Genomic DNA, 23,739 nt, shown 5'->3' with positions numbered 1-23,739 from the left:
GCGTGTGTCAGCGTACACTCGGGGTTTTTTTATTCGGTGGGGTGGACGACTAGTGTTGTAGTGCAAACCACTGCTTTTTCTTCGCGGGGGGGGGGGGGGCCGCGCCGCCCCCCCCCCGCGACTGGGCCCAGGTGTTCAGCACCACTGCCCATCTGACCCGCGACCTCGACCTCGCCGAGGAGTGCACCCAGGACGCGTTCGCACAGGCCCTGGAGACCTGGGCGAAGGCTGGCATCCCCGAGCGACCGGGCGCCTGGCTCACCACCATCGCGCGTAACCGGGCCCGCGACGTCCTGCGCCGTGAGTCGGTGTTCCGTCGCAAGATGCCGCTGCTTGTCGCGAACGAGACGGTGCCGGGACCCGAGGACGGCCTCGCCGACGACCGGCTGCGGCTCATCTTCACCTGCGCCCACCCCGCGTTGTCCAGAGAGGTGCAGGTCGCCCTGACCCTGCGCCTGGCGTGCGGGTTGTCCACGTCCGAGGTAGCCCGCGCGTTCCTGGTGCCGCCAGCCACCATGGCCGCTCGGATCACCCGGGCCAAGAAGAAAATCGCCGCGGCACGTATCCCGTACCGAGTGCCGGATCCGGACCAACTCGAGGAGCGGGTCAGCGTCGTACTCGAGGTCGTCCACCTCATCTTCACCACCGGCCACACTGCACCGGTCGGCGCTGATCTGGTCCGCCAGGACATGGTGGATTGCGCGATCCGGCTGGCCCGCATGCTGCATCTGCTCATGCCGACCGACGCCGAGGTCAGCGCTCTGCTCGCGCTGCTGCTCCTCATTGCGTCGCGTCAGAACACCCGATTGTCCGCCGACGGGCGCCTGGTGCTCCTGTCCGAGCAGGACCGCTCACGCTGGGATAGGCAGCTCATCGTCGAAGGTCAGTCGTTGTTGACCGATGTGCTGCGCCGACGACCGCCGACGCGGTACGCCCTGGAGGCCGCGATAGCTGCCTTGCACGCCGAGGCGCCGACGTGGCAGGACACCGACTGGACCCAGATTGCCGGGCTCTATGATGCTTTGTTCCGGCTGTGGCCCTCGCCCGTAGTCGATCTCAATCGCGCTGTCGCGATCGGGCTGCGCGACGGTCCCCGGGCCGGACTCGATGCGCTGGCGCCGTTGCTCGCCGAGCCGGCCCTGGCCACGTACGGATATCTCAGTGCCGCCCGCGCCGACTTCCTGCGCCAGTTGAGGCAGTGGCCCCAGGCCATGACGGCTTACGAAGAGGCGCTGACCCTCACCGACAACGAAGTCGAGCGCGCCTTCCTCACCGAGCGGCTCACGGAAGTGCAGCGGTATCTGTAAGCGTCAGCACCTCACGGACGGTCTCGAAGTACCCATCGATGCCATGACGGCCGTGGCGGTTCATGCAGTCGTCGGCGTACTGGTCACTGATGGCCCGTCCCCCGCTCTCCCGCATCGCGACCTGGCTCGTGAGGCGGCCACCGCGCGAAGCTTGGTTGCCCAGTTCGCGTCACTGACCGCAAGGCCATTGGCTCGAAACACGCGCACGTGGGCCGGTAGCACCGGCATGACGTGGTCCGACGAGGGATTCGCCAATGTCCGGCAGCCTACGGCTGCGTAGGCGAAGGTCTTTCCCAACATGCGCATTGCGGTCGAAGACACCGCGGCCAGTTCGGGCTGCGCAGGCAGAAATACCGTGGGGACACCCGGCGACTGGTTCATCGCGGCGAGCCGGTACTCGGCGCGAAGGTCGGTGGTGTTACGCACGCCGCGGACGATCACTCCTACTTCATGGCGACGGCATGGTCTGTGCCAGCTCCCGCCAGCTGCGCCTACGGTCGCAGGCGCGATACAGATAGGCAAGCTTCTCGGCGTCGGCACCAACGAGATCCCGTAGCACAGCACGATCGGCCCGATCACGCAGGGCGAGGTCGAACCCGTCGGTGCCGTAGACGGCGTGGGTAAGACCCGCGGCTTGCACTTCACCGCTCCAGCCAAGCACGGCGAGTCGTTCGCTGACTCGACACAGGTGGGCGTACAGGTTGCCCCCGGGATGCGATCTGCTCAGCTCCATGCCGGCGAAGCCAGACCCGCACACCCTCGTCGGTGCCCATGGCCCGACTGTAGGTATCGGCTGTCGGATTCGCTGGCCCCTGGGTATGGGCACTATGTCACAGCGCCGTGGACACGTCCGGCACTCGCCTGCCTGAGGGTCGGCAAACCCCAGCACCTGACGCCACCTGGTTTCGGGTGTTGGGCGTGGCACGAGCATGAGGACGGCCACCGCGTTGATCACCGATGACTTGTGAGGACGACCGAACATCGTGCGGTGGCCGTGGGCCACGGCGTAGACCCCGCCGGGTGGCGGGTCATCCTGTACTAAGGCGTACAAATCTCGGCACGACCGACGTCGGCTAGCTCAACTACCTGTGACGCTGCGTGACGTCCGGTCTGTGGCAGATGTGCGCGTTGGTGGGGCTGCGGACAGTCGGCCGACCGGAAGGCGGTCCGGGTGGTCATCGCGTAAGTGATATCAGCGTTTCCCGCAGCCAGGCGATCTCGCCCGTACCGCGCACATGCCTCCACCCGGCCGACAACGAACCGACCGGTGCGCGCGCCCTGACCGACGCCGGCGTGCGAGTGGTCGCCGTGCCGGACGCCGGCCGGAGCTGAAATCCCTCGTCCTCAGCAGCTTCAGGCCTGCCGACGCTGCCTGTGCTCTCGGATCACCTCCGCGTACCGGTGTCCGCTAGCCTTGATCGTGCGGCGCTGGGTGAGGTAGTCGACGTACACGAGGCCGAATCGCTTGTCATAGCCGTACGCCCATTCGAAGTTGTCCAGCAGCGACCACGCGAAGTAGCCGTCGACCGGGACTCCCCGGGCGGCGGCGGCCGCGCACGCCTCCAGGTGCAGTTCGAGGTACTCGGTGCGCCGCTTGTCCTCGACCTCTCCCGCCGGACCGACCTCGTCCCGCCACGCCGAGCCGTTCTCCGTGACGTAGATGCTGGTGGCGCCATAATCCTCGGCGAGGCGGACGAGCAACTCCGTCAGGCCGGCGGGGTGGCTCTCCCAACCCATTGTGGTCTCAAGGGCGCCGGGCACGGGCACCTGGCGGGCGTACGGCGCGGGCCCGCCGGGATCGTCGGCGACGACCTGCCGGAAGTAGTAGTTGAGGCCGAAGGAGTCCAGCGGCGCGGCGATCGCTTCGAGGTCGCCGGGGTGGACGGGCGGGGCGACCCGGTAGGTGTCGAGCATGTCGGGCGGGTAGCCGCGGCCGAAGAGCGGGTCGAGCCACCAGCGGTTGACGTGGCCGTCGGCGCGTACGGCGGCGGCGACGTCGGCGTCGCTGCGGCTGGCCGGCTCGATTGGGCTGAGATTGCACACGGCCCCGACCGACGCCGACGCGGTGGCGTTGGCGCGCACCGCGGCGGCGGCCAGCCCGTGGCCGAGCAGCAGGTGGTGCGAGGCGGACACCGCGCGGGTCAGGTCGCGCTCTCCGGGCGCCATCCGGCCCTCCAGGTACCCGATCCAGGCGCAGCAGAGCGGCTCGTTGACGGTCATCCAGTCGGTGACCCGGTCGCCGAGCGCAGCGGCTACGGTGGCGGCGTAGTCGGCGAAGGCGAGCGCGGTGTCGCGGGCCGGCCAGCCGCCGCGGTCCTGTAGCACCTGGGGCAGGTCCCAGTGGTACAGCGTGGCGAACGGGCGGATGCCGGCCGTGAGCAGGCCATCGACGAGTCGGTCGTAAAACGCGATCCCAGCGGGGTTGGGCCGGCCGACGCCGTCGGGCATTACCCGCGGCCAAGCCACCGAGAATCGGTACGCGTCGAGGCCGAGCCGGCGCATCAGAGCGATGTCCTCCGGCCACCGCCGGTAGTGGTCGCAGGCGAGATCGCCGGTGTCGCCGTTGTCGATCGCGCCCGGGACGCGGCAGAAGGTGTCCCAAATCGAGGGTTTACGGCCGTCAGCGGTCACTCCGCCCTCGATCTGGTACGCCGAGGTGGCGGCGCCCCAGACAAAGGTCGGCGGCAGGGCGGCGAGGTCGAACACGCTCTTCTCCTTCATGTCTTTCTTCGGACCGGCCGCCGTACTACTCGGACACGCCGCTGCGCACCCGCCGCGCGGTGTCCCCGTACCAGAGCGCGCTCTGCTTGGGGACGCGCGCCTGCGTGTCGTAGTCGACCCGGACGATGCCGAACCGCTTGTCGTAGCCGTACGCCCACTCGAAGTTGTCGAGCAGCGACCACGCGAAGTACCCGCGCACGTCCGCGCCGGCCTGCCGGGCCGTAGCCACGGCCGCGATGTGCGTCGCGAGGTACGCGGTCCGGTCGTCGTCGCGCACGAACCCGGTCTCGTCCGGCCGGTCGTCGAACGCCGCCCCGCTCTCCGTGATCACGATCGGCAGGCCGGGGTAGTCCCGGCTGATCCGGACCAGCAGGTCGGTCAGCCCCTGCGGGAAGATCTCCCAGTCCATCGCCGTGGTCGGCAAACCGCGCGGCACTGCCCGCTCCACCGGGTTGCCGTCCGCGTCCTCGGCGCGCCCGTTGTCGTCCACTCCGGAGAAGACGTGGCTGCTGTAGTAGTTGACGCCGAGCAGATCGAAGGGCGCCGAGATGATCTCCAGGTCTCCCGGGCGCACCGGGAGCTCGACCCCGCGCGCGGCTAGGTCGGTGAGCACGTCGGAGGGGTAGCGCCCGTACCGCAGAGGGTCCAGGTAGATCCGGGTGCCCAGACCGTCCGCGCGGCGCGCCGCCGCCCGGTCCAGCTCGCTGTCCGTCTGCGCCACGGCGGTACCCATGTTCAGCGTGATGCCGAGCTCGACCGGGCGGGTCGCGGCGGCGCGCATCCGCTGAGTGGCCAGGCCGTGGCCGAGCAGCAGGTGGTGCACCGCATGCATGGCGGCGGTGAAGTCGCGGCGGCCCGGGGCGTGCGCCCCGTACGCGTAGCCGAGCATCGCCGAGCACCACGGCTCGTTGAGGGTGGTCCAGGAGCGCACCCGGTCGCTGAGCTGGTCGAAGACCAGCATCGCGTAGTCGGTGAACCGATAGGCGGTGTCCCGGGCCGGCCACCCGCCGGCATCCTCCAACTCCTGCGGTAGGTCCCAGTGGTACAGCGTCACCCAGGGGTCGACGCCGCGGCCGAGCAGTTCGTCGACGAGGCGGTCGTAGAACGCCAGGCCGGCGGGGTTGGCCGGGCCCCGGCCGCCGGGCTGCACCCGTGGCCACGCCACCGAGAAGCGGTACGTGTCCACCCCGAGGTCCTGGATGAGCGCGACGTCCTGCGGCATGCGGTGGTAGTGGTCACAGGCCACGTCACCGGTCTCACCGTTGGCGACGGCGCCCGGCACCCGACAGAAGGTGTCCCAGATCGACGCGGTTCGGCCGTCCTCGTGCACCGCGCCCTCGATCTGGTACGCGGACGTCGCGACGCCCCACCGGAAGCTCGGTGGCAGGCCGGCGATGAGGTCGGACTGCGCGCTGGTCAGGGGACTGGTTGTGGTCATGCTTCTCCTCATTTGCGAGGTGCCGGTATCAGGGGGGCGGTGTCCTTCGTCGGGTGCAGCCAGCAGGCCACGGTCCGGGTCCGCCCGTCCGGCACCGGCGGCGCGCCGAGCACCGGCAATTCCCCGGCGCACGGGTCGAACGCCTTCGGGCAGCGCGGGTGGAAGGCGCAGCCGGTCGGCATCGCGCGCAGGTCCGGCGGAGAGCCGGCGATGCCGGTCAGCTCGCGGCGCGGGCCGCGCAGCGCGGGGAAGGAGTGCAAGAGGCCATCGCTGTACGGGTGCAGCGGGTCGCGGTAAAGGGCGGCGGCGGGCGCTTCCTCCACGATCCGGCCGCCGTACATGATGGCGATGCGGTCGGAGAACTCCACCAGCAGCGACAGGTCGTGCGTGATGAACAGGACCGAGAAGCCCAGCCGCTCGCGCAGCTCGACCAATTGGCGGAGGATCTGCCGCTGCATCACGACGTCGAGCGCCGTGGTGGGCTCGTCCATGATGACGATCTGCGGCTCGAGGGCGAGCGCCATGCCGATCATGACGCGTTGGCGCATGCCGCCGGAGAGCTGATGCGGATAGCTGTCCATCCGGTCGGCCGAGATGCCGACCATCTTCAGCAGGGTGCGGGCGCGCTCCAACCGGGCCGATCTGCTCATCGTCGGCTCGTGCGTCTTGATCACGTCGAGCAGCTGGGTGGACACCTTGTGCACCGGGTTGAGCGAGTTCATCGCGCCCTGGAACACGATGGACGTCTCCGCCCAGCGGAAACGCCGCAGCTCGGCCGGAGTCAGCGCCATGATATCGATCGGCTCGCCGCCGGACGGGTGGTAGAGCACCGATCCGCCGCTGACCACACCGGGCGGGGGCAGTAGCCGGGTGATCCCATAGGCGAGGGTGGACTTGCCGCTGCCGCTCTCCCCCGCCAGCCCGAGCACCTCACCGCGGTGCAGGGTGAGGTTCACGTTCCGGACCGCGTGCACGGCGTCGTCGCCCAGCCCGTAGTCGACGTTGAGGTCCCGGATCTCCAGGACGGGTCGCTTCATCGCCCGGCACCCTTCCCGTCGGTGTTGCTCACCACGACAGCGCCGGTCGGAACGTTCCCCGGCGGGCCCGGTCGCGGCGGATCCAGGACCGGGGTGAAGCCGACCCGCATCCGCACGGTGTGCCCGGCCGCGTTCTTGATCCGGGTCTTGCCGCTGCTGCGCAGGCGCGGGCTGACGAACTCGTCGATGCCGAAGTTCACCAGCGACAGCGCGGTGCCGAGCAGCGCGATGGCCAGCCCGGCGGGAACGAACCACCACCAGGCGCCCTGCGCGAGAGCCTGCTGGCCCTGCGCCCAGAACAGGATCGTGCCCCAGTTCCACGTCGAGATCGACGAGATGCCGATGAAGGCCAGCGTGATCTCCGACATGACGGCGAAGATGACGGTACCGACGAAGCCGGACGCGATGATCGCGGTGAGGTTGGGCAGGATCTCGAAGCCGATGATGCGCCAGGTCTTCTCACCGCTGGCCCGCGCCGCCTCCACGTAGTCGCGGCGGCGCAGCGACAGGGTCTGTGCGCGCAGCACGCGGGCGCCCCACGCCCACGACGTCAACCCGATCACGAGCGCGACGATCAGGTCACCGGCGTTGCTGATGGTGGACGTCACGATGATGATCAGCGGCAGGGCCGGGATCACCAGGAACACGTTGGAGACCGCGGAGAGGCCCTCGTCGGCGGCGCCACCGAGGTATCCGGACGTCACCCCGATCAGGACGGACAACACGGTCGCCACCACCCCGGCGATCAGACCGACGACGACCACGCCGCGCGTGCCCACCAGGATCTGGCTGAAGATGTCCTGCCCGAGATGGGTCGTGCCGAACCAGTGCTCGGCGGACGGCGGCTGGACCAGGTCCGAGCTGCGCGCGTCCGGGTCGTATGGCGCGACCCACGGCCCGATGATCGCGAAGAGGACGTAGACGGCGAGGATGCCCAGCCCGGTGGCCACCTTGGCGTTCGAGACGAAGCGCAACCGCTCTCGCTTGCTCTTGGTCGGCTCGAGGGCCGGCTGGGCCATGGACCCTTGGCCCGGGATGACCTGTTCAATGCTGGAGGACGAGATGGTCATCGGTCAGCCACTCTTTCGGGTGCGGGGGTCGAGCAGCAGGTAGGCGACGTCGGCGAGCAGGTTGGCCACCAGGACGGCGATCGTGATGATCAGGAAGATGCCCTGCATCAGCGGATAGTCCTTGGCGCCTACCGCCTGGAACAGCTGGTAGCCGAGGCCCGGGTAGGAGAAAACGATCTCCACCAGAAGCGTGCCGCCGACGATGAACCCCAACGCCAGCGCGAAGCCCGAGACGTTCGGCAGCAGGGCGTTGCGCGCTGCGTAGCTCAGCGCCACCCGCCGCTCCGACAGGCCCTTCGCGTGGGCGACGGTGATGTAGTCCTCCGCCGAGACGGTCACCATCATGTTGCGCATCCCGAGAACCCAGCCGCTCATCGACGAGATCAAGATCGTTGCCGCGGGCAGCAGGCTGTGTTGCACGGCGCTGGGGATGAAGTACTGGTCGAACGCGGGCACCAGGCCCGGCTCATAGCCACCGGACGACGGGAAGAAGCTCCCTGGGCCGGCCAGCAGCGCGATCGCGACCAGACCCAGCCAGAAGTATGGGATCGAGGAGAGGAACGTCGTGGCCGGCATTAGGCCGTCGATCCACGAGCCGCGCCGCCAGCCGGCCACCACGCCGAGCGCGGTGCCGAGCAGGAAGCTGATGATCGTGGTGATGCCGACCAGGCCGAGCGTCCACGGCAGGCTGTTGCCGATGACCTCCGACACCGGTGACGGGAAGAACGTGAACGACACGCCGAGATTGCCGTGGAACAGCTGGTTCCAGTAGTCGATGTACTGCTCGAACAGGCTCTGGTTCTTGTCGAGCCCGAAGAGCACGCGCAACGATTGGATGGCGTCGGTGCTGAGCCGCCCCTGGTACCTCGACAGGAGCGAGCTGATCGGGTCGCCCGGGATCATCCGGGGAATGAAGAAGTTGAGCGTGATGGCCGCCCACGCCGTGAACAGGTAGAAGGCGATGCGCCGCAGCAGGAACGTCATCGTGCCTCCTCCGAGAGGGTGAGGACCGGTGGGGTCGGGAGCGTCGGATCGCCGGCCACCGATCCGGGTACCTCGGCGGCGACAGTGGCCGGGTCGTAGAGCCAGCACGCCGCCCAGTGGCCGGGCTGGTCATCGACTGGAAGCCGCGGCGGCAGGTCGGTGGTGCAGCGCGGCATCGCGTGCGGGCAACGAGGGTGGAACCGGCAGCCGGCCGGCGGCCGGATCAGGCTTGGTGGCTCCCCGTTTCCGCGGTCCTGAGCGGTGGTGGCGGCGATTCCGGCGATGCGGTCCGGGTCCGGGGCGGACTCGATGAGCAGCTGGGTGTACGGGTGGGCTGGGCTCTGGGTGACCGTCTCGCTGTCACCGCCCTCGACCATGCGTCCGGCGTACATCACCAGTGTCTCGTCGGCGAAGTACCGGGCGGAGGCGATGTCGTGCGTGATGTAGAGGATGGCCAGGTTCAGTCGATCCTTGAGGTCCCGCAGCAGGTTGAGGATGCCCAGCCGGATGGAGACGTCGAGCATGGAGACCGGCTCGTCGGCGAGGAGCACCTCCGGGTTGGCGCCCAGCGCTCGGGCGATCGCGATGCGCTGCCGCTGCCCGCCGGAGAGTTCGTGCGGGAACTTGTCCACATACCGCTCGGGTGGCGTCAGACTGACCCGCGTGAGCAGCTCGGCGAGGGCCCGCTCGAGGTCTTCGGAAGTGCGGCCGGCGTTGCCGTGGATGCGCAGCGCCCGGGTGAGGTGATACCGCACCGTGTGCACCGGGTTCAGCGACGCGAACGGGTCCTGGAAGATCAGCTGCACGCGTCGGACGTAGGCGCGGAAGCGGCGGCCGCCGCGGACCGACGTCGATACGCCGTGCAACAGGATGTCGCCGCCGGTGCGGGGGTACAGCTGGGCCAGGAGTCGGGCGACCGTCGTTTTGCCGGAGCCGGACTCGCCGACCAGCGCCGTCACCCGACCGCGGTGCAGCTCGAACGATACGTCGTCGACCGCGTGGACGCTGGCCCGCGTCCGGGAGAAGAGGTCGCGTAACCGCCGACGGACGGAGAAGTGCTTGGTCAGGCCGACGGCCTCCAGCACCACCTCGCTGCCCGGCGCCGCCGCGCTTTCGCTCACCGTCATGCCGAGTTCCTGTCTGGGGGTGTCCATGTCACCGAGGTGACGTGATGCCACTGTGGAGACGGGTGCCGCTCCCCCGGGTGGCCGGTGGCCACCCGGGGGATGCGGTATTGCGGATCAGCTACCGGCCGGCTTGAGGTGCAGGACCACGTCCACCGCGTTGGGCTGGGTGGGCTGCATCGCGCCGTACGGGTTCGCATCGTCGGGCCAACCGACCCAGTTCTTCGTGCTGTACGCGCCGCCGACCTGGTCCGCGCCGACTGGGATCATCGGCATCTGGTCGACGAAGATCCGCTGCAGCGTGGCCATCGCCGTGGTGCGGTCGGCGTCGCTCGTCGCGGCCGCGTACGCCCGCAGCGCCGCGGTGGCCTCCGGGTTGTTGAAGCGGCCGAAGTTGCCCGCCGGGGAGGCGGTGCCGATCGGCTTCAGCTGCGCACCGTCCATGACGGTCCGGTAGATGTCGTACGGCGTGGCGCCGCCCTCGGTCCACCGGAAGGTCGCGTCGAAGTTGCCCGCCTCGACGTTCTTGAACCAGGCGTCCTGATTGGCCTTGTCGACGGTCGCCGCGATGCCGATCTTGGACAGGTTGTCCTTCACGATCTCGAGGCTGGTCTGGTAGTCGGACCATCCGGCGGGGTCGGTCAGGGTCAGCTTGACCGGCTTGCCGGTCGGGTCCTTGAGCGTGGTGCCCTCGAGCTTGAAGCCGGCGTCGGTGAGCAGCTTCTTGGCGCCCTCGACGTCGACCGCGTGCTCCTTGCCCTTGAACTCCTCGGCGATGAAGGAGTCGCCGGCCGGGCTCGGCAGACCCGTGACGCTCTTCACCTGCGGGTGGAAGTACCCCGCCTCGGCCTGGACGAAGATGTCCTCGCGGTTGATGACCATGTTCATGGCCTTGCGCAGGGCGACGTTGTCGAACGGCTTCTTGGTGGTGTTGATGTAGAGGCCGTGGATACCGAGGACCGCCGGCGCCCACACCTTGTGGCTGGCCGGGTCCTTGTCGACGAAGACCGTCTTGTAGTTCGGGATGAAGACGAAGCTCCACTCCGACTCGCCGTTGGCCAGCGCGGTCGTCTGCGCGTTGTTGTCCGTGTAGGACGTGTAGCGCAGCTCCTTCACCTGCGGCAGGTCCTGCCAGTAGCCGCCGGTACGCACCGACAGGGTGGTGGTCTGCGGGGTGAAGGACTTCAACGTGTACGGGCCGCTGCCGACCGGGTTCTTGTTGATGTCGGTCTTCGGGTCGCTGATCTTCTCCCAGATGTGCTTGGGCACGATCGGGACACGGAACAGCACCTTCGGCTGGTTGACGAACTGAGGGCTGTCGAAGGTCAGCGTGACGACGTTGCCGCTCACGCTCACCTCCTTGTACGGCGTGCCCTGGTCGTTCAGGGCGTCGTTGTCCTTGACCAGGTTGTAGGTGTACGCGACGTCCTCGGCCGTGAGCGGCTTGTCGTCGGACCACTTGACGCCGTCGCGGATGGTGACCTTGACCGACGTGTAGTCGGGCGCCCACTCGGCGTTGGTGGCGAGCCACGGCTTCATCGGGTCGGCCGGCTTGACCGGGTTCCACATCATCAGCGGCTCGTAGATCTGGTAGGCGTAGCCCAGCGACCTAGCAGCCGACGTGGTGAGGAACGGGTTGTGGTTCTCGGTCTGCGGTCCGTTCGGCATGCCGACGTTCAGCACGGTGGCCGTCTGAGCCTTGTTCTTGTTGGCGTTCGGGCTGTCGCCACAGGCGGCGAGCAGTCCGATCGCGGTCACGCTCGCGAGGGCGAGCGCGAGCGTACGTCTCATGCGCATGTATTCCTCCCATTGTCATGGTGGCGGTGGGAAATCTGGGAGCGGTCGGGGCGGTTGTGCGGACCCGACCATTCGGTAGAGCGCTCTCTTACTTGCGTTGGCAAGGCCGCCCTTGGGCGGCGTGGGGGTTAGGCGAGGTGCGTCGCGGCGAGGGCCGAGACCGTCGAGGTGCGGGTGATCAGGGTGGTGGGGATGACGGTGGGAGCGTCGGGCAGCGGCACGCCCTCGAAGTACGACATGAGCATCCGGGCCGCGGCTTCTCCCATCTCGCGCATCGGTTGGTGCACTGTGGTCAGTGGCGGCTCGGTGTGTGCCGCGTACGGGACGTCGTCGAAGCCGACAACCGCGACATCGTCCGGCACCGTGCGACCCGCCTCGCGGATCGCCTGCAGGGCGCCGCCAGCGGACAGGTCGTTGTGAGCGAAGACGGCGTCGAACTCGATGCCGGCCTTGAATCGCCCGTTGACCGCGTCCCGACCCGAGTCGTAGGTGAAGTCGCCCTCGACCACGAGCTGCGGGTCCAGCGGCAGGCCCGCGTCGGCGTACGTCTCGGCGAACCCCGCCAGCCGCTCCTGGGTGCAGCCGAAAGCCTCGATGCCGGTGATGACGAGCGGTCGACGCCGGCCGAGCTCGAGTAAGTGGCGGGCGGCGGATTCGCCACCACTGCGGTTGGTGGTGGCGACTGACGGAAAGGGCCGCTGGTGGCCGCGGTCGTCGATGAGGACCACCGGCAGGCCACCGCGGTGCAGGTCGGCGATGTAGTCGAGGGTGCCTTCGGGCTCGATCACGAGCAGCCCGTCGAACGACTTCGCGGACACCTGCGAGGCGAACTGCCGCATCGACTCCTCACCCCGGTTGCAGGTGAACAGCAGCAGCCCGTACCCCGCGCTCTCCACGACGTCCACGACGCCCTGCACGACCTCCCCCATCCACGGCCATGTCAGCGACGGCACCAGCATGCCGACGATCTGCGTTCGGCCGCGGGCCAACCCGACCGCGCGGGCACTCGGCACGTAGCCCAACTCGTCGATCACCCGCCGAACACGCGCCGCAGTGGTCTCGTCGAGCTCGCCCTTGCCGTTGAGTACCCGCGACACAGTGGTCTTGCTGACCCCGGCCCGCGCGGCCACGTCGGCGATGGTGATCGGCACCCGCACCTCCCTCCGCGCGTGTGTCTGATGAGTTAACGCGGGATACGGAACCGGTTGCGGAAGCGGTTCCGGCACGGAGTCAACCGGAGTGACCTGCGTCACGTCAATACCGCCGAGATAACGAACTAAGACGTGGCCAACCAAGCACCTAACACCTGTGTTTGGCTCGTCTGAGCCAGCCCGCCCACGTGCGGCACGGCCCGCTCCACAACCGATGTGGAGCGGGCCGCGGGCGCACCACCCCAGGCCGCGCCTCGCTGTTCCAACAGCCGGAACGCCTGAACCGGTACAGCCCCGGTGACTTCCCGCCGGGGTCCCTCTGCCGGGGGAGGCGGTTGGCTTTGACGGGTGAGGCGGGAAGCCGTTGCCCTTCCTACCGTCGACGCTCCACGGTCGTCGGGCTGGCCACCCGTGCTATCTCGACAGTTGTCATGCCGCGTTCCGCGGGCTACCACGCCGATGCCCGGCTCGTGCGCCGGGATAGAGAGCGAGATTTCGCTGTCGCACGCTGCTTGGAAGACGGTAGGGAGCCGCAACGTCATACCCACGTCCTACGGTGGGACGATGGACTGGAAGATCGAGCTCATCCCCGTTCCGGTGACCGATGTCGACCGGGCCAAGGCGTTCTATCAGAAGGTGGGCTTCAACGCCGACCACGACCACAGGGTGCACGAAGGTCTGCGGTTCGTTCAGCTGACACCGCCCGGCTCGGCTTGCTCCATCGTGATTGGCGACGGCATCACCGACAAGACGCCCGGCACGCAGGAGATCCAGGTCGTGGTCGCCGACGCCGCGGCGGCGCGCAGGCAGTTGCTCGACGCCGGCGTCGATGCAAGCGAGGTCGAGGTGCAGCCGTGGGGCAGCTTCGTCTACTTCCGCGATCCCGACGGGAACAATTGGTCGCTGCAGGCGATCGAGTCGCGCCCCAACGGCTGATTGACGCGATCGCGTCTCGGCTTGACCATCACCGCTCGGCGATGGCCGGGTAATGGTTGCTGACCCGAGGCTGCCGTACTGGTCTTCTTCGTGTCCGGGCCCGTAGCGGATGACCGGCCCAGCGTCGTAAACCTCGATCTGCCGGACCGGCCAACCGTCGTCATCGACCTCGAAGTACCAGACCAGTGCCCCCATGCGTCGAACTCGTCACCGCGCGAATCGTCGCAGCGGTAGCGATAGAAGCGGCCATCCACGGCCGTAAGCGTAAATCCACTGCGGTGCGCGGATCTGGCCGCGATCCGCGCGGTCATGCCGATTAGAGCCAGTCGGTGGCGGCGTCGCGGGCTGGTTCAGACCCGTACAGCCCCCTGTCGGCCCGCCTCGACAACCCACCGCGCTGTCGTCGACGCGGGAGCGTCGGCCGAGTCGATGGCGGCGACCGAACGCTCCTCGGTCAACCAGCGAGACCGGTCGACATCCATTCGCAGCCACCCGTGGGTGAGGCCGTTGAAGTAGCGCACCCACGGGTTGAACGCCCGGTTCGAGGCCTCTACCACCGGCACCAGTTCGGGCGGGAACTCCGAGGTGATCGAGGTGGCGACGAACTCGGTGGCGACCACGGGCGAGGCCGCATCGTCGAAGTTGAGCTTCAGCTCGCTCACCCAGGTCGAGTGGATGTCGCCGGCCAGCACGATCGGATTCGTGGCGCCGCTGGCCCGTACCGCGGACAGCACCGACTGGTACTCCCCGCAGGAACTGGCCGCCCTTCCGCTGTCCTCGAAGAGCCACTGGGACGTGCCGATCCAGATCGGACGCCGGACATGTCCTGGTCAGCCACCCCACCCCGCCGGTCTTCGACGGGGCGGAGGACCGCAACGGGCGGCGCAACTTCGACGAGATCCGGTTCTGGGCCGATTACGTGCGCCCCGGCAGCGGCCGCTACATCTACGACGACGAGGGGCGGCGGGGTGGGCTGCGCCCCGGCTCGCAGTTCGTGGTTGCCGGTGACATGAACTCCGACCCGTACGACGGCGACAGCGTCCCCGGCGCCGTCCAGCAGCTCCTGGACCACCGCTGGATCAACGCCAACGGCATCCCGTCGAGCAGCGGCGCCGCCGAGGCCAGCGCTCTGCAGGGCGGCGCCAACATTGCCCACCGCGGCGAACCCGCGTACGACACGGCCGACTTCGCCGACGTACCGGGACCGGGCAACCTCCGCGCCGACTACGTCTTGCCCTCGCGCGGGTTGACCGTCAGCGACGGCGGCGTCTTCTGGCCCTCAGCGAGCGCCCCGCTGTCGCGGCTCACCGGCACATTTCCCTTCCCCAGCTCCGACCACCGCCTGGTCTGGCTCGACGTCCGGGTCCGCCCCCGGAGCTGATCCAAGCAGGCAGCACGAGGGGTCCATCTCGCGCGATGGGCCGGGCTATCCCCCGGCCATCGCGCCGAGGATGATGAACGGTTCCTTGCCGGCGATCACCTCTTCAGGCAGTGGCGTGTCGGGTGCGTCGTTGGACAGGTCCTGCTCGCAGGCGTAGAACCGCACGAACGCCCGACGCGTGCCGGTGTGCCGGTCGCGGATCGTCCCTAGCAACATCGGGTAGCGCGCCTCGAGGGTGTCCAGGATCAGGCGCTGCGTCGCGGGCCCGGGCACCTCAAGGCGTACCTCGCCGCTGACGTGAGCCAGGTTCTTCAGGTGGGCCGGGAGGACGACCCGGATCACGGCAGCACCTGGACTTCCACGGAGAGCACGGCCGGTAGGTCCCGTACGATCGGCGCCCAGCTGTCGCCGCCGTCCGCCGAGTGGTAGACCTGGCCGCCGGTGGTGCCGAAGTAGATCCCGCACGGGTCGAGCGTGTCGACCGCCATCGCGTCGCGGTACACGTTGACGTAGCAGTCGGACTGCGGCAGGCCCGTGGTCAACGGCTCCCAGTCGTCGCCGCCGGTGCGGCTGCGGTAGACGCGCAGCTTGCCCTCCGGCGGGTAGTGCTCGGAGTCGCTCTTGATCGGCACGACGTAGATGGTCTCCGGCTCGTGCGCGTGCACCGCGATCGGGAACCCGAAGTCCGACGGCAGGTCGCCGCTGACCTCACGCCAGTTCGCACCGGCGTCGTCGCTGCGCATGACGTCCCAGTGCTTCTGCATGAACAGCGTGTCGGGCCGGGACGGGTGCTGGGTGATGTGGTGCACGCAGTGGCCGACCTCAGCGTCCTGGTCGGGGATCTCGCCCGAGCGCAGGCCCTTGTTGATCGGCAGCCAGCTGGCGCCGGCGTCATCGCTGCGGAACGCGCCGGCCGCCGAGATGGCGACGTAGATCCGGTCCTTGTGCACCGGGTCCAGGATGATCGTGTGCAGGCACATGCCGCCCGCGCCCGGCTGCCACGTCGGCCCGGTCGGATGGGTACGAAGCGCGCTCAGTTCCTTCCATTTCAGGCCGCCGTCAGTGGACACGTAGAGGGCGGCGTCCTCCGCGCCCGCGTACACCGTGTCAGGGTCATCGCGGGACGGCTCGATGTGCCAGACGCGCTTGAACTCCCACGGGCGCGGAGTGCCGTCGTACCACAGGTGCTCCCCCACGTCGCCCGCGTAGGCGAAGTCGTTGCCGACTGCCGTCCAGCTCTTGCCGCCGTCGTCCGAGCGCTGGATCAACTGCCCGAACCAGCCGCCGGACTGGGACGCGTAGAGCCGGTCCGGGTCGGCCGGGGATCCGGTGAGATGGAAGATCTCCCAGCCGCCGAAGTGCGGGCCGTCGACTGTCCAGTCGCCGCGCCTGCCGTCGGACGTCAACGTGAACGCGCCCTTGCGCGTACCTACCAGCACCCGTATGCCGCTCATGGCCTCGTCCTTCCGCTTGTCGACGGTACGGAGGGTTAGACCGTCCGTTGCGCCGAGATTCATCGGTCTCCACCAGTCGTACTTTCCGGGTACGACGAATCGGCGACGCCGGATACCCGGGCTGAGGGGCTGATTCAGATTTGCTCGTCCGGTCACGAGTCCCGGACCCGGGGGTTTCCCGGGCGTTAGAAGGCTCCGAAGGCATGAGCTCCGGACGGTTCAGGCGCATCGTCCCTTGTTGGCCGTGCTGGCCGTCGCTGCCATAGCGGGGCAGCCCGGCCCAGGCCGACGGTACCTCGCGACCCGGTGAGTCACGCAATCTCTGACTGGTCGAGCGGTTGCTGCACATCGCGCACCAGAGCGGCGGGAGCGGGGCGCCGTCGAACGCCATGTACGCGTACCAGCGGGCGGTCGCCGTCGGCGCCGACACGTGCACTTGAGCCACGACGTGCTGGTGGCGATCCAGACGCCTCCGTCGACCGAACCACCGACGGCACTGGGCTGGTCCGTTGACGGATACGCCGGGACCGCCGCACGCGAACCTCGACCCGCCGGGACGAGCCGGCGAATGATCGCCTAGCGTACAGCTGTGACTGCCTTGAAGGTCCTGTTCATCGGCGGCAGCGGCATCATCAGCTCGGCCTGCGCCCGCGTCGCCGTCGAGCGGGGCATCGAGCTGACGGTGCTCACTCGCGGAGACACCACCATCCGGCCCATACCGCCGGAGGCGGCGGTGCTGCGTGCCGACATCCGCGACCCTGAATCCGTGCGGACCTCCCTCGGCGGGCGCGAGTTCGACGCCGTCGTGGACTGGGTCGCGTTCACCCCGGAACACGTGAAGAACGACGTCGATCTGTTCCGCGGCAGCACCGGACAGTACGTGTTCATCAGTTCCGCGTCGGCGTACCAGACTCCGCCCGCTCGGGTGCCGATCGTCGAGTCGATGCCGCTGCGCAATCCGTTCTGGCAGTACTCGCGAGACAAGATCGCGTGCGAGGACGTCCTCGTCGCGGCCTACCGCGACGAGGGGTTCCCAGCGACGATCGTGCGACCCTCGCACACGTACGACAAGACGTTGGTCCCGTTCGACGGCGGCTGGACCGTCCTCGGCCGGATGCGGCAGGGCAAGGCGATCGTCGTGCACGGCGACGGCACCTCGCTCTGGACGCTCACCCACCACACGGACTTCGCCCGTGGCTTCGTACCCCTGCTCGGCCACCCCCGTACGCTCGGCGACGTCTTCCACATCACCTCCGACGAGGCCCTGACGTGGAACCAGATCGCCGAGACTCTCGCGGCCGCCGCCGGGGTCGAGGCTCGCATCGTCCACGTGCCGTCGGACGCCATCGCGGTGGCCCACCCGCAGTGGGGTGCCGGTCTGCTGGGCGACAAGGCGCACTCGATGGTGTTCGACAACAGCAAGCTGCGCAGTGTCGTCCCGGACTTCGTCGCGACGATCCCGTTCGCCCAGGGCGCTCGGGAGATCGTCGCGTGGCACGACGAAGACCCGTCGCGGCAGCAGACCGACGCGCGGCTGGACGCGGTGATGGACCAGCTGGTCGAGCGATATCGGCAGTAGGACGACAACCGACCGCCTGCCACAACTGCGGCTTGCGATCGGACGCGGTCCGGGGGCCGGCGCATCAACATCTGCAGCTATGACTACTACGGGTCAGCAGCAGACCGGCGCGGTGAAAGTAGATCCGCCGGCTGGGACGACTTCCGGGACGTCACGCCGGAGACCTCGACGTTGTCCGCATCAGGCGCGGTGCGGAGGTAGAGGAAGTCCGTCACGCCGATCATCCCGACGAGCTGGCGGACGACCGGCGGCATGTCCCGGCGGGTGGGGTCGTGCACGAGGCGGGGACGGGTGAGGGGAACCTGCCGGCCGCGGATCTCCAGCGCACAGCCGCCGGCCGCCAGGACGTTGTTCGCCCAGTCAGTGACCCCGTAGGTCAACGCAGCAACGTATCCGTCGGACGTTCGGAAGATGTTGATCGGCGGCCGGTACTCGCGACCGGAGCGGCGGCCGCCATGGATGACGACGGCGAAGCCGGGTAGCCACCCGGCCAGCGGACCGGTCACGCGGTTGGTGACGACCCGGTTGAATCGCGCCAACCGTCTTGGTAACACCATGGCCACCATTCTTTCCCAAAGCGCGATCGAAGCGTCGGCGACACTTCAATCGCTGCACCGGCTCGCTACCCCTGCCCACCGACCCTCAGAGCACGGAGCTGATGATCGATGTAGACAAGCCGGCGCTTTGTGCGGCATTGCCCGGGCGAAATTGGCAGGATGGCGCCATGGCCACGGTCGCTGTGATCGGTCTGGGTGGAATGGGTAGCCGGATGGCCCGCCGGTTGCTCGATGCCGGCCATGACCTCGTTGTCTGGAACCGAACACCGCAGAGGGCGAGCGATCTTGTGGTGCGTGGGGCGGTCGCTGCCGACAGTCCGGCACAAGCCGCCCGCCATGCCGACCTGGTCATCACGATGCTGTCCGACCGGGCTGCGCTGCAAGAAGTGGCCGAGGGCCCGGATGGGATCCTCGCCGGTGCTATCGCGTCGACGACGCTCGTTGAAATGTCCACGGTCGGGCCGGCCGCCGTGCGACGGTTGGCCGCGATGCTGCCGGACGGCGTTGGCCTGCTCGATGCGCCGGTGCTGGGCAGCGTCTCGGAGGCGGAGTCCGGTTCGCTACGGATATTCGTCGCAGGGCCGGAGCCGCTCGCCCAACGGTGGATGCCGGTGTTGGGCGCGCTTGGCTCGCCGATGCATGTCGGACCGCTCGGTGCCGGCGCGGCCGCCAAACTGGTAGCCAATTCGACCCTCTTCGGAGTGCTCGCTGTTCTCGGTGAGGCGCTCGCCCTCGCGGATGGGCTTGGACTGCCGCGTGACACGGCGTTCGAGGTCTTGTCCGCGACTCCCGTCGGCGCGCAAGCGGATCGGCGACGACCAGCGATCGAGTCCGATCAGTTCCCATTCCGGTTCGCGCTGTCACTCGCCCGTAAGGACGCCGATCTGGTCGTGTCGGCCGCCGAGTCGGCAGACGTCGAACTGCCGGTCGCGACGGCCGCGCGGCAGTGGGTCGCGTCAGCCCAGGAGGCCGGCCTTGGCGACCGGGACTACTCGGCCGTAATCGCGCACATCACCGACACTGCCCGATCAGCCTGAGACCTGGCCGTGCGGCAGGCCCGTCAGGTTCAGCGCGGTCGACTCAGCCACTCCCAGGCGCGGCGGAGGCCCACCTGCACCGGGTCGTCACCCGCGCCCTCGGCCTCTCTGGCCGGCGCGTCCTCGCCCGGCTCGTGCATTTCGGAACCGGGCACCGACAGCACGACCCCCCGCTCGTACAGGTCGGCGATCTGCTCCCGGTGGGCGAAGCGGTGGGACCCGTACGGCTTCGGCGGTGCCACGATCACGCCGTGGAGGATGTCGGCCTGTTCGTCGGCGATCACGTGCTCGACCACGCCGACGGATGCCGAGTCGACGTCGTAGACCCGGGTGCCGACGGCGAGCGCGAGGTACGACACCCGCACGCCGAGATCCTCCACGACGCTCACGTTACCCGCCGCCTGATCGCCATGGGCCCGATCATTCGTGGTCGGTGCGGACGCCAGGCGGTGCGCGGCGGGCAACCGCCGCGCCCACCCAGGGCGGGCCACCCCGGACACCACCATGCCGGTCACGCCGTACGCAGCCAGCCGAGGGTCTTCATGGTGGAGAGGCTGGTCGCCTTGAGGCCAGCGCCGGAAACGGTCCAGAGCACTCCGTCGACCACCAGTGACCGGCGGATCGGCGCTAGATCCTCGGGACGCCCCGTGCCCAGCGTGTGATCGACCGTGCCGACCTCGGTGAACCCGCCGTCGCCGACCCGCACAGCCAGCGCCACGTTGCTCGGCAGGACCGGGCTGCCCGGGCCGTCCACCGCACCGGGTCTGCTCACGGCGCCTGCGCCCAAGACGGTCAGTGGGACCACGACCAGGCGTTCGGCCGGCCAGTAGAGGAACGCATGCGGGTCGAACTCCGCCTCGGAGTGCCCCTGCTTGACGTGATACTGGGCGATCCGGGTCGGCTTGGCCGGATCGCCGACGTCGAAGAGCGAGAGCTGGGTGCCCTGGACACGGCCCTGGTCGGACGCCTCCTGCCCGACGCCGAGCAGTCGTCCTTCGCCGGCCGGGTGCAGGTACGCCGAATACCCGTTGATCTTCAGTTCGCCGCTCACCTTCGGCGCCCCCGGATCACGCAGATCGACGCTGTAGAGCGGGTCGGTCTGCCGGAAGGTGACGAGGTACCCGGTGCCGCCGACGAACCGTACCGCGTATATCCGTTCCCCCTTGCCCAGTCCGGTGACCTTGCCGACCTGGGTCAGCGCCGTGCCGTCGGCGCGCAGGACGTACACGCTCGACGTCGAGTTCGGCTTGTCGCCCCACGTACGGCCACTGGTGGTGGCCACTCTCAGGTGGCCGTCCCACTCGGACATGGCGTACTGGTTGATGAGCCAGCCCGGAACGGACGCGGCAGCGACGTAGCGCGGGGCACCCGCGCCCGAGGTGTCGAACTGGTAGATCTCGGTGGTCTCGTCCTTGGGACCGGGTGCGACGTTTCGCGCGGTCAACATCGGCAGCACCCGCCAGCGCTGGTCATTGGCGACGTACAGCCGAGGTCCGTTGCTGTAGACGGTGTCGCCGTCGGCGATCACGGTGACCGGGTCGCCGGCGCCGAGCGTGGCCGCACCGAGGTCGAAGCTGAGCACGGTCACCAGCGACGTGCCGGAATAGACGGCCGGCCGGCTCACCCGGTCGCAGCCGACCCGTCCGGTGCTGGTTCGCCCGCCGGAGGTGACCTCGTACCGGGGCAGCCAGTCGTCGGTGGTGGCGTTGTCGATGATCTCGCGGTTGGCGGCGGTGCGCTGCTCGTCGGTGGCCCGTTCCTGGTACGGGAAGTTCAGCCGCGGCGCGGAGCGGACCACGACCCGGACCGTCGTGCCCACCTGGCGGGCGTCCACCAGATTGCCGTCGATCCCGTATTCGCTGATGACCTTCGGCGCGCCGGAAAGGTCGACCATGATCAGCCGGGGGCCGACGGTGCCGTCCGGCATCGGGGCGTCTGCCGGGACGGCGCGCGTGCCTTCCCCGGGGACGGCCGGTTTCGCCATCCCGGCCCACCCGTCGCGGCGCAGCACCAGCGCTCGGTCACCGTGCAGCAGCAGGGCGTCTTCGGCCCCGCCAAACCCATCGGCACCCGGTGCCAGTTCCAGCTCTCCGGTCAGCCGACGGGTGGCCGGGTCGACCACGTACAGCTTGCCGGCGCTCACGGTGACAATCCGCTTGCCGTCGCTCTTGACCAGGTCCGGTTCATCGGCCCCGGCCTCGTGCGTGTTGGTGCCCGAGTAGCCCTTGGGCGCCGCGTCCGCCCGCCCCGCGGCGGCGGGCGCCACCGCCTGTTCCGCGCGGCCGAAGGTACGGATGTCCCCGTTCGGCCCGAACCCCCAGGGCCCGACGTATGCCTTGGCAGCCGTCTTCAGCTGCCGCAGCGCCTCCGGGCAGGAGTCGAACGCGACGAGCCGGAACCCGCCGGCCGGCACTCCCTGGTCACGTGGCGGCACGGGGACCGGCTCCGCCGTACAGCCGGTGACCAGCGCCAGGCCGGCGACCAGGGCCAGGCCGATGACGCGAGCTGGAGTCATGACTCGGGGGACGCCGGTGGCGGCCGTTGGATGGGGTACGTGGGCACTGCTACCCGTCATGCCCCCTACGACGTGGCTCCCCCAGGCCGGGTTCCCACCATCAGACCCCCCGCCAAGTTGTCGACCGGGGGTGCGGGTCTCGGTCGGGCGCCTCGCTCGCCATCACGCCTCTCCCAGTTCCGATCGGCACATGCGGCGCCGGCACACCCATCGGCTCGACGACGCCCGGCCACAACGAGTCACCGTGACGGGTGTCGGCTGTTACCGTCGGGCCTGTGCCCGCCGACGAACTCCGGCATCGGGTCCGGTCGGCCAGGGTGGCGCGGCTGACCACGGTCCGAGCGGATGGGCGTCCACACCTGGTGCCCGTGTGCTTCGTCCTGCTCGACGATGTGGTCTACCACGCGGTGGACGAGAAGCCCAAGCGCCACCGGCGGCTACGCCGGCTGGAGAACATCCGGGCGACGGGGCACGCCTGCCTGCTGGTCGACGAGTACGACGAGGACTGGTCGCGGCTGTGGTGGGTCCGGCTGGACGGGCACGGCCGGCTGGTGGAGGACCGCGCGGAGGAGGCCGCAGCCCGCGCGGCGCTGGCCGACAAGTACCCGCAGTACGTCCAGCGGCCACCAGCCGGGCCGGTGATCGCGGTAGCGGTGAGAACCTGGTCGGCGTGGTCCGCGGCGGACGCGGCAGCCGACCCGGCCGGGTGAGCGCCGGTCAGAGGTGTCAGCGGCTCGGAGCGAGGGCGTCGAGCACCTCGTCGGCCCGGCGCAGCGAGGCCTGCGCGTCGGCGCGGGGTGAGCCGATCTCCGGATCGAAGTTGAGATCGACGAACACTTCGGTGATGCCGGCTTCGGCGAGCCTGCCGAGATCCGACCGGATCTGCTCGAGCGTGCCGGTGAGCGGCTCGCGCTCGGGCGGGCCAGTCGGGCGTACGCGGACCGCGCCGCGGCAGACGAATCGCAGTGAGCGCGGATCTCGGCCCGCCTCCGCGGCGGCGGCCTTGACGGTCGCGATCGCCTCGCCGATGCCCGTCAGGTCCGCCTGGCTGCCACTGACCCAGCCGTCGGCGAGCCGGCCGGCCCGGCGCAGCGCGGCCGGCGCCTGGCCACCGAGCAGAATCGGCGGGTGTGGCCGCTGCACGGGTTTCGGCTCCAGGCGTGTCGGCGGGACCTGGTAGAACTCGCCGCGATGCTCGGCGACGTCGTCCTGCCAGAGGGCGCGGAGAACGGCGAGGAACTCCTCGGCCCGACGGCCCCGCCGATGCTTGCTCACCCCCGTCGCCTGATACTCCTCGTCCGCCCAGCCGAGGCCGAGTCCCACGTCGAGTCGTCCGCCGGCGAGGATGTCGAGAGTCGCGGTCTGCTTGGCCAGCAGCACCGGAGAGATGAACGGCATGTTGAGCACCGCCACGCCGAGCCGGACCCGCGTGGTGTGAGCCGCCAGGAACGCCAGCGTGGTCAGCGGGTCCTGGACGCTGTGGTAGGTCTCGCTCCAGCCGAGGTCGGCGGGCACCAGGAGCCGCTGGAACGTCCAGAGCGAGTGGTATCCGAGCTGCTCGGCGCGGCGGGCGACGTGGACCATGCGCTCCGGTGTGGCCCACGAGCCGGAGACGGGCGGGGCGAATCCAACCTCCACCCGCGCACCGTAC

General features: G+C 69.2%; 21 protein-coding genes and 1 pseudogene. 6 read left to right on the top strand and 16 right to left on the bottom strand.

All coding sequences use genetic code 11. The annotated features are described in order from the left end of the window. Positions 1 to 131 precede the first annotated feature (131 nt). Positions 132 to 1,307 (top strand): RNA polymerase sigma factor, encoded by a 1,176-nt coding sequence (locus tag ACIBBA_RS23620; RefSeq protein ID WP_396700133.1) that lies wholly within the window; start codon positions 132 to 134, stop codon positions 1,305 to 1,307. Between the two features lie 448 nt (positions 1,308 to 1,755). On the opposite strand, the gene ACIBBA_RS23615 is transcribed toward ACIBBA_RS23620, so the two are convergent. From ACIBBA_RS23615 to ACIBBA_RS23575, 9 genes are all read right to left on the bottom strand, one after another. Then, the gene (locus tag ACIBBA_RS23615; RefSeq protein ID WP_396700132.1) at positions 1,756 to 2,040 is read right to left on the bottom strand and encodes a DUF6817 domain-containing protein; all 285 of its coding nucleotides are present in this window, start codon (positions 2,038 to 2,040) and stop codon (positions 1,756 to 1,758) included. Between the two features lie 620 nt (positions 2,041 to 2,660). Then, a complete protein-coding gene (locus ACIBBA_RS23610) occupies positions 2,661 to 4,028 on the bottom strand; it encodes a GH1 family beta-glucosidase (protein ID WP_396700131.1) in 1,368 nt (455 codons plus the stop codon). A gap of 25 nt (positions 4,029 to 4,053) precedes the next feature. Continuing rightward, a complete protein-coding gene (locus tag ACIBBA_RS23605) occupies positions 4,054 to 5,466 on the bottom strand; it encodes a GH1 family beta-glucosidase (protein WP_396700130.1) in 1,413 nt (470 codons plus the stop codon). Positions 5,467 to 5,474: 8 nt separating this feature from the next. Further along, entirely contained in the window at positions 5,475 to 6,503 is a 1,029-nt protein-coding gene (locus ACIBBA_RS23600) for an ABC transporter ATP-binding protein (RefSeq protein ID WP_350873826.1), read from the bottom strand. Beyond that, complete coding sequence (locus tag ACIBBA_RS23595) at positions 6,500 to 7,573, bottom strand: ABC transporter permease (RefSeq protein WP_357054739.1); 1,074 nt, start codon at positions 7,571 to 7,573, stop codon at positions 6,500 to 6,502. Before ACIBBA_RS23595 ends, ACIBBA_RS23600 begins: the two co-directional genes overlap by 4 nt. A gap of 3 nt (positions 7,574 to 7,576) precedes the next feature. Further along, positions 7,577 to 8,557 (bottom strand): ABC transporter permease, encoded by a 981-nt coding sequence (locus tag ACIBBA_RS23590; protein WP_396700129.1) that lies wholly within the window; start codon positions 8,555 to 8,557, stop codon positions 7,577 to 7,579. Further along, positions 8,554 to 9,684: an ABC transporter ATP-binding protein gene (locus tag ACIBBA_RS23585; protein WP_396700128.1), complete on the bottom strand. Its 1,131-nt coding sequence runs from the start codon at positions 9,682 to 9,684 to the stop codon at positions 8,554 to 8,556. Before ACIBBA_RS23585 ends, ACIBBA_RS23590 begins: the two co-directional genes overlap by 4 nt. 114 nt (positions 9,685 to 9,798) lie before the next feature. After that, positions 9,799 to 11,478, bottom strand: a complete 1,680-nt coding sequence (locus tag ACIBBA_RS23580; RefSeq protein WP_396700127.1) for an ABC transporter substrate-binding protein — start codon at positions 11,476 to 11,478, stop codon at positions 9,799 to 9,801. A gap of 128 nt (positions 11,479 to 11,606) precedes the next feature. Continuing rightward, positions 11,607 to 12,629 carry a LacI family DNA-binding transcriptional regulator gene (locus ACIBBA_RS23575; protein ID WP_396700126.1) on the bottom strand — a complete coding sequence of 341 codons (1,023 nt, stop codon included), beginning with the start codon at positions 12,627 to 12,629 and terminating at the stop codon, positions 11,607 to 11,609. A 564-nt stretch (positions 12,630 to 13,193) separates the two neighbouring features. On the opposite strand from ACIBBA_RS23575, the gene ACIBBA_RS23570 reads away from it, so the two are divergent. Continuing rightward, positions 13,194 to 13,565 carry a VOC family protein gene (locus ACIBBA_RS23570; RefSeq protein WP_350873821.1) on the top strand — a complete coding sequence of 124 codons (372 nt, stop codon included), beginning with the start codon at positions 13,194 to 13,196 and terminating at the stop codon, positions 13,563 to 13,565. A 350-nt stretch (positions 13,566 to 13,915) separates the two neighbouring features. On the opposite strand, the gene ACIBBA_RS23565 is transcribed toward ACIBBA_RS23570, so the two are convergent. Further along, positions 13,916 to 14,299 (bottom strand): alkaline phosphatase D family protein, encoded by a 384-nt coding sequence (locus ACIBBA_RS23565; RefSeq protein ID WP_396700125.1) that lies wholly within the window; start codon positions 14,297 to 14,299, stop codon positions 13,916 to 13,918. A gap of 53 nt (positions 14,300 to 14,352) precedes the next feature. Here ACIBBA_RS23565 and ACIBBA_RS23560 point away from each other — a divergent pair. Beyond that, positions 14,353 to 14,946 (top strand): annotated as a pseudogene (locus ACIBBA_RS23560) (endonuclease/exonuclease/phosphatase family protein); the annotation flags it as partial. 45 nt (positions 14,947 to 14,991) lie between these two features. Here the strand turns inward: ACIBBA_RS23560 and ACIBBA_RS23555 are convergent. Beyond that, the gene (locus ACIBBA_RS23555) at positions 14,992 to 15,288 is read right to left on the bottom strand and encodes a MoaD/ThiS family protein (RefSeq protein WP_357054756.1); all 297 of its coding nucleotides are present in this window, start codon (positions 15,286 to 15,288) and stop codon (positions 14,992 to 14,994) included. Then, positions 15,285 to 16,400 (bottom strand): WD40/YVTN/BNR-like repeat-containing protein, encoded by a 1,116-nt coding sequence (locus ACIBBA_RS23550; protein ID WP_396700124.1) that lies wholly within the window; start codon positions 16,398 to 16,400, stop codon positions 15,285 to 15,287. The genes ACIBBA_RS23555 and ACIBBA_RS23550 overlap by 4 nt, the downstream gene beginning before the upstream one ends. A gap of 589 nt (positions 16,401 to 16,989) precedes the next feature. Between ACIBBA_RS23550 and ACIBBA_RS23545 the strand changes: the two genes are divergently transcribed. After that, positions 16,990 to 17,979 (top strand): SDR family oxidoreductase, encoded by a 990-nt coding sequence (locus tag ACIBBA_RS23545; RefSeq protein WP_396700123.1) that lies wholly within the window; start codon positions 16,990 to 16,992, stop codon positions 17,977 to 17,979. Positions 17,980 to 18,065: 86 nt separating this feature from the next. Here ACIBBA_RS23545 and ACIBBA_RS23540 read toward each other — a convergent pair whose 3' ends face one another. Beyond that, positions 18,066 to 18,545 (bottom strand): nitroreductase family deazaflavin-dependent oxidoreductase, encoded by a 480-nt coding sequence (locus ACIBBA_RS23540; protein WP_396700122.1) that lies wholly within the window; start codon positions 18,543 to 18,545, stop codon positions 18,066 to 18,068. A 92-nt stretch (positions 18,546 to 18,637) separates the two neighbouring features. On the opposite strand from ACIBBA_RS23540, the gene ACIBBA_RS23535 reads away from it, so the two are divergent. After that, complete coding sequence (locus tag ACIBBA_RS23535; protein WP_396700121.1) at positions 18,638 to 19,573, top strand: NAD(P)-dependent oxidoreductase; 936 nt, start codon at positions 18,638 to 18,640, stop codon at positions 19,571 to 19,573. A 29-nt stretch (positions 19,574 to 19,602) separates the two neighbouring features. On the opposite strand, the gene ACIBBA_RS23530 is transcribed toward ACIBBA_RS23535, so the two are convergent. Together ACIBBA_RS23530 and ACIBBA_RS23525 are read right to left on the bottom strand one after the other, a co-directional pair. Beyond that, positions 19,603 to 19,953 carry a PRC-barrel domain-containing protein gene (locus ACIBBA_RS23530; protein ID WP_396700120.1) on the bottom strand — a complete coding sequence of 117 codons (351 nt, stop codon included), beginning with the start codon at positions 19,951 to 19,953 and terminating at the stop codon, positions 19,603 to 19,605. 131 nt (positions 19,954 to 20,084) lie between these two features. Continuing rightward, the gene (locus ACIBBA_RS23525; protein WP_396700119.1) at positions 20,085 to 22,088 is read right to left on the bottom strand and encodes a beta-propeller domain-containing protein; all 2,004 of its coding nucleotides are present in this window, start codon (positions 22,086 to 22,088) and stop codon (positions 20,085 to 20,087) included. A 275-nt stretch (positions 22,089 to 22,363) separates the two neighbouring features. On the opposite strand from ACIBBA_RS23525, the gene ACIBBA_RS23520 reads away from it, so the two are divergent. Next, positions 22,364 to 22,798 carry a TIGR03668 family PPOX class F420-dependent oxidoreductase gene (locus tag ACIBBA_RS23520; protein WP_396700118.1) on the top strand — a complete coding sequence of 145 codons (435 nt, stop codon included), beginning with the start codon at positions 22,364 to 22,366 and terminating at the stop codon, positions 22,796 to 22,798. A 16-nt stretch (positions 22,799 to 22,814) separates the two neighbouring features. Here the strand turns inward: ACIBBA_RS23520 and ACIBBA_RS23515 are convergent, their stop codons facing one another. Continuing rightward, positions 22,815 to 23,726, bottom strand: coding sequence for a TIGR03619 family F420-dependent LLM class oxidoreductase (locus tag ACIBBA_RS23515; protein ID WP_396700117.1), 912 nt, complete (start codon positions 23,724 to 23,726; stop codon positions 22,815 to 22,817). Positions 23,727 to 23,739 lie beyond the last annotated feature (13 nt).

This window comes from Micromonospora sp. NPDC051006, assembly GCF_044456245.1.
Classification (GTDB): domain Bacteria; phylum Actinomycetota; class Actinomycetes; order Mycobacteriales; family Micromonosporaceae; genus Micromonospora.
This window is presented reverse-complemented; position numbering and strand designations above follow the sequence as displayed.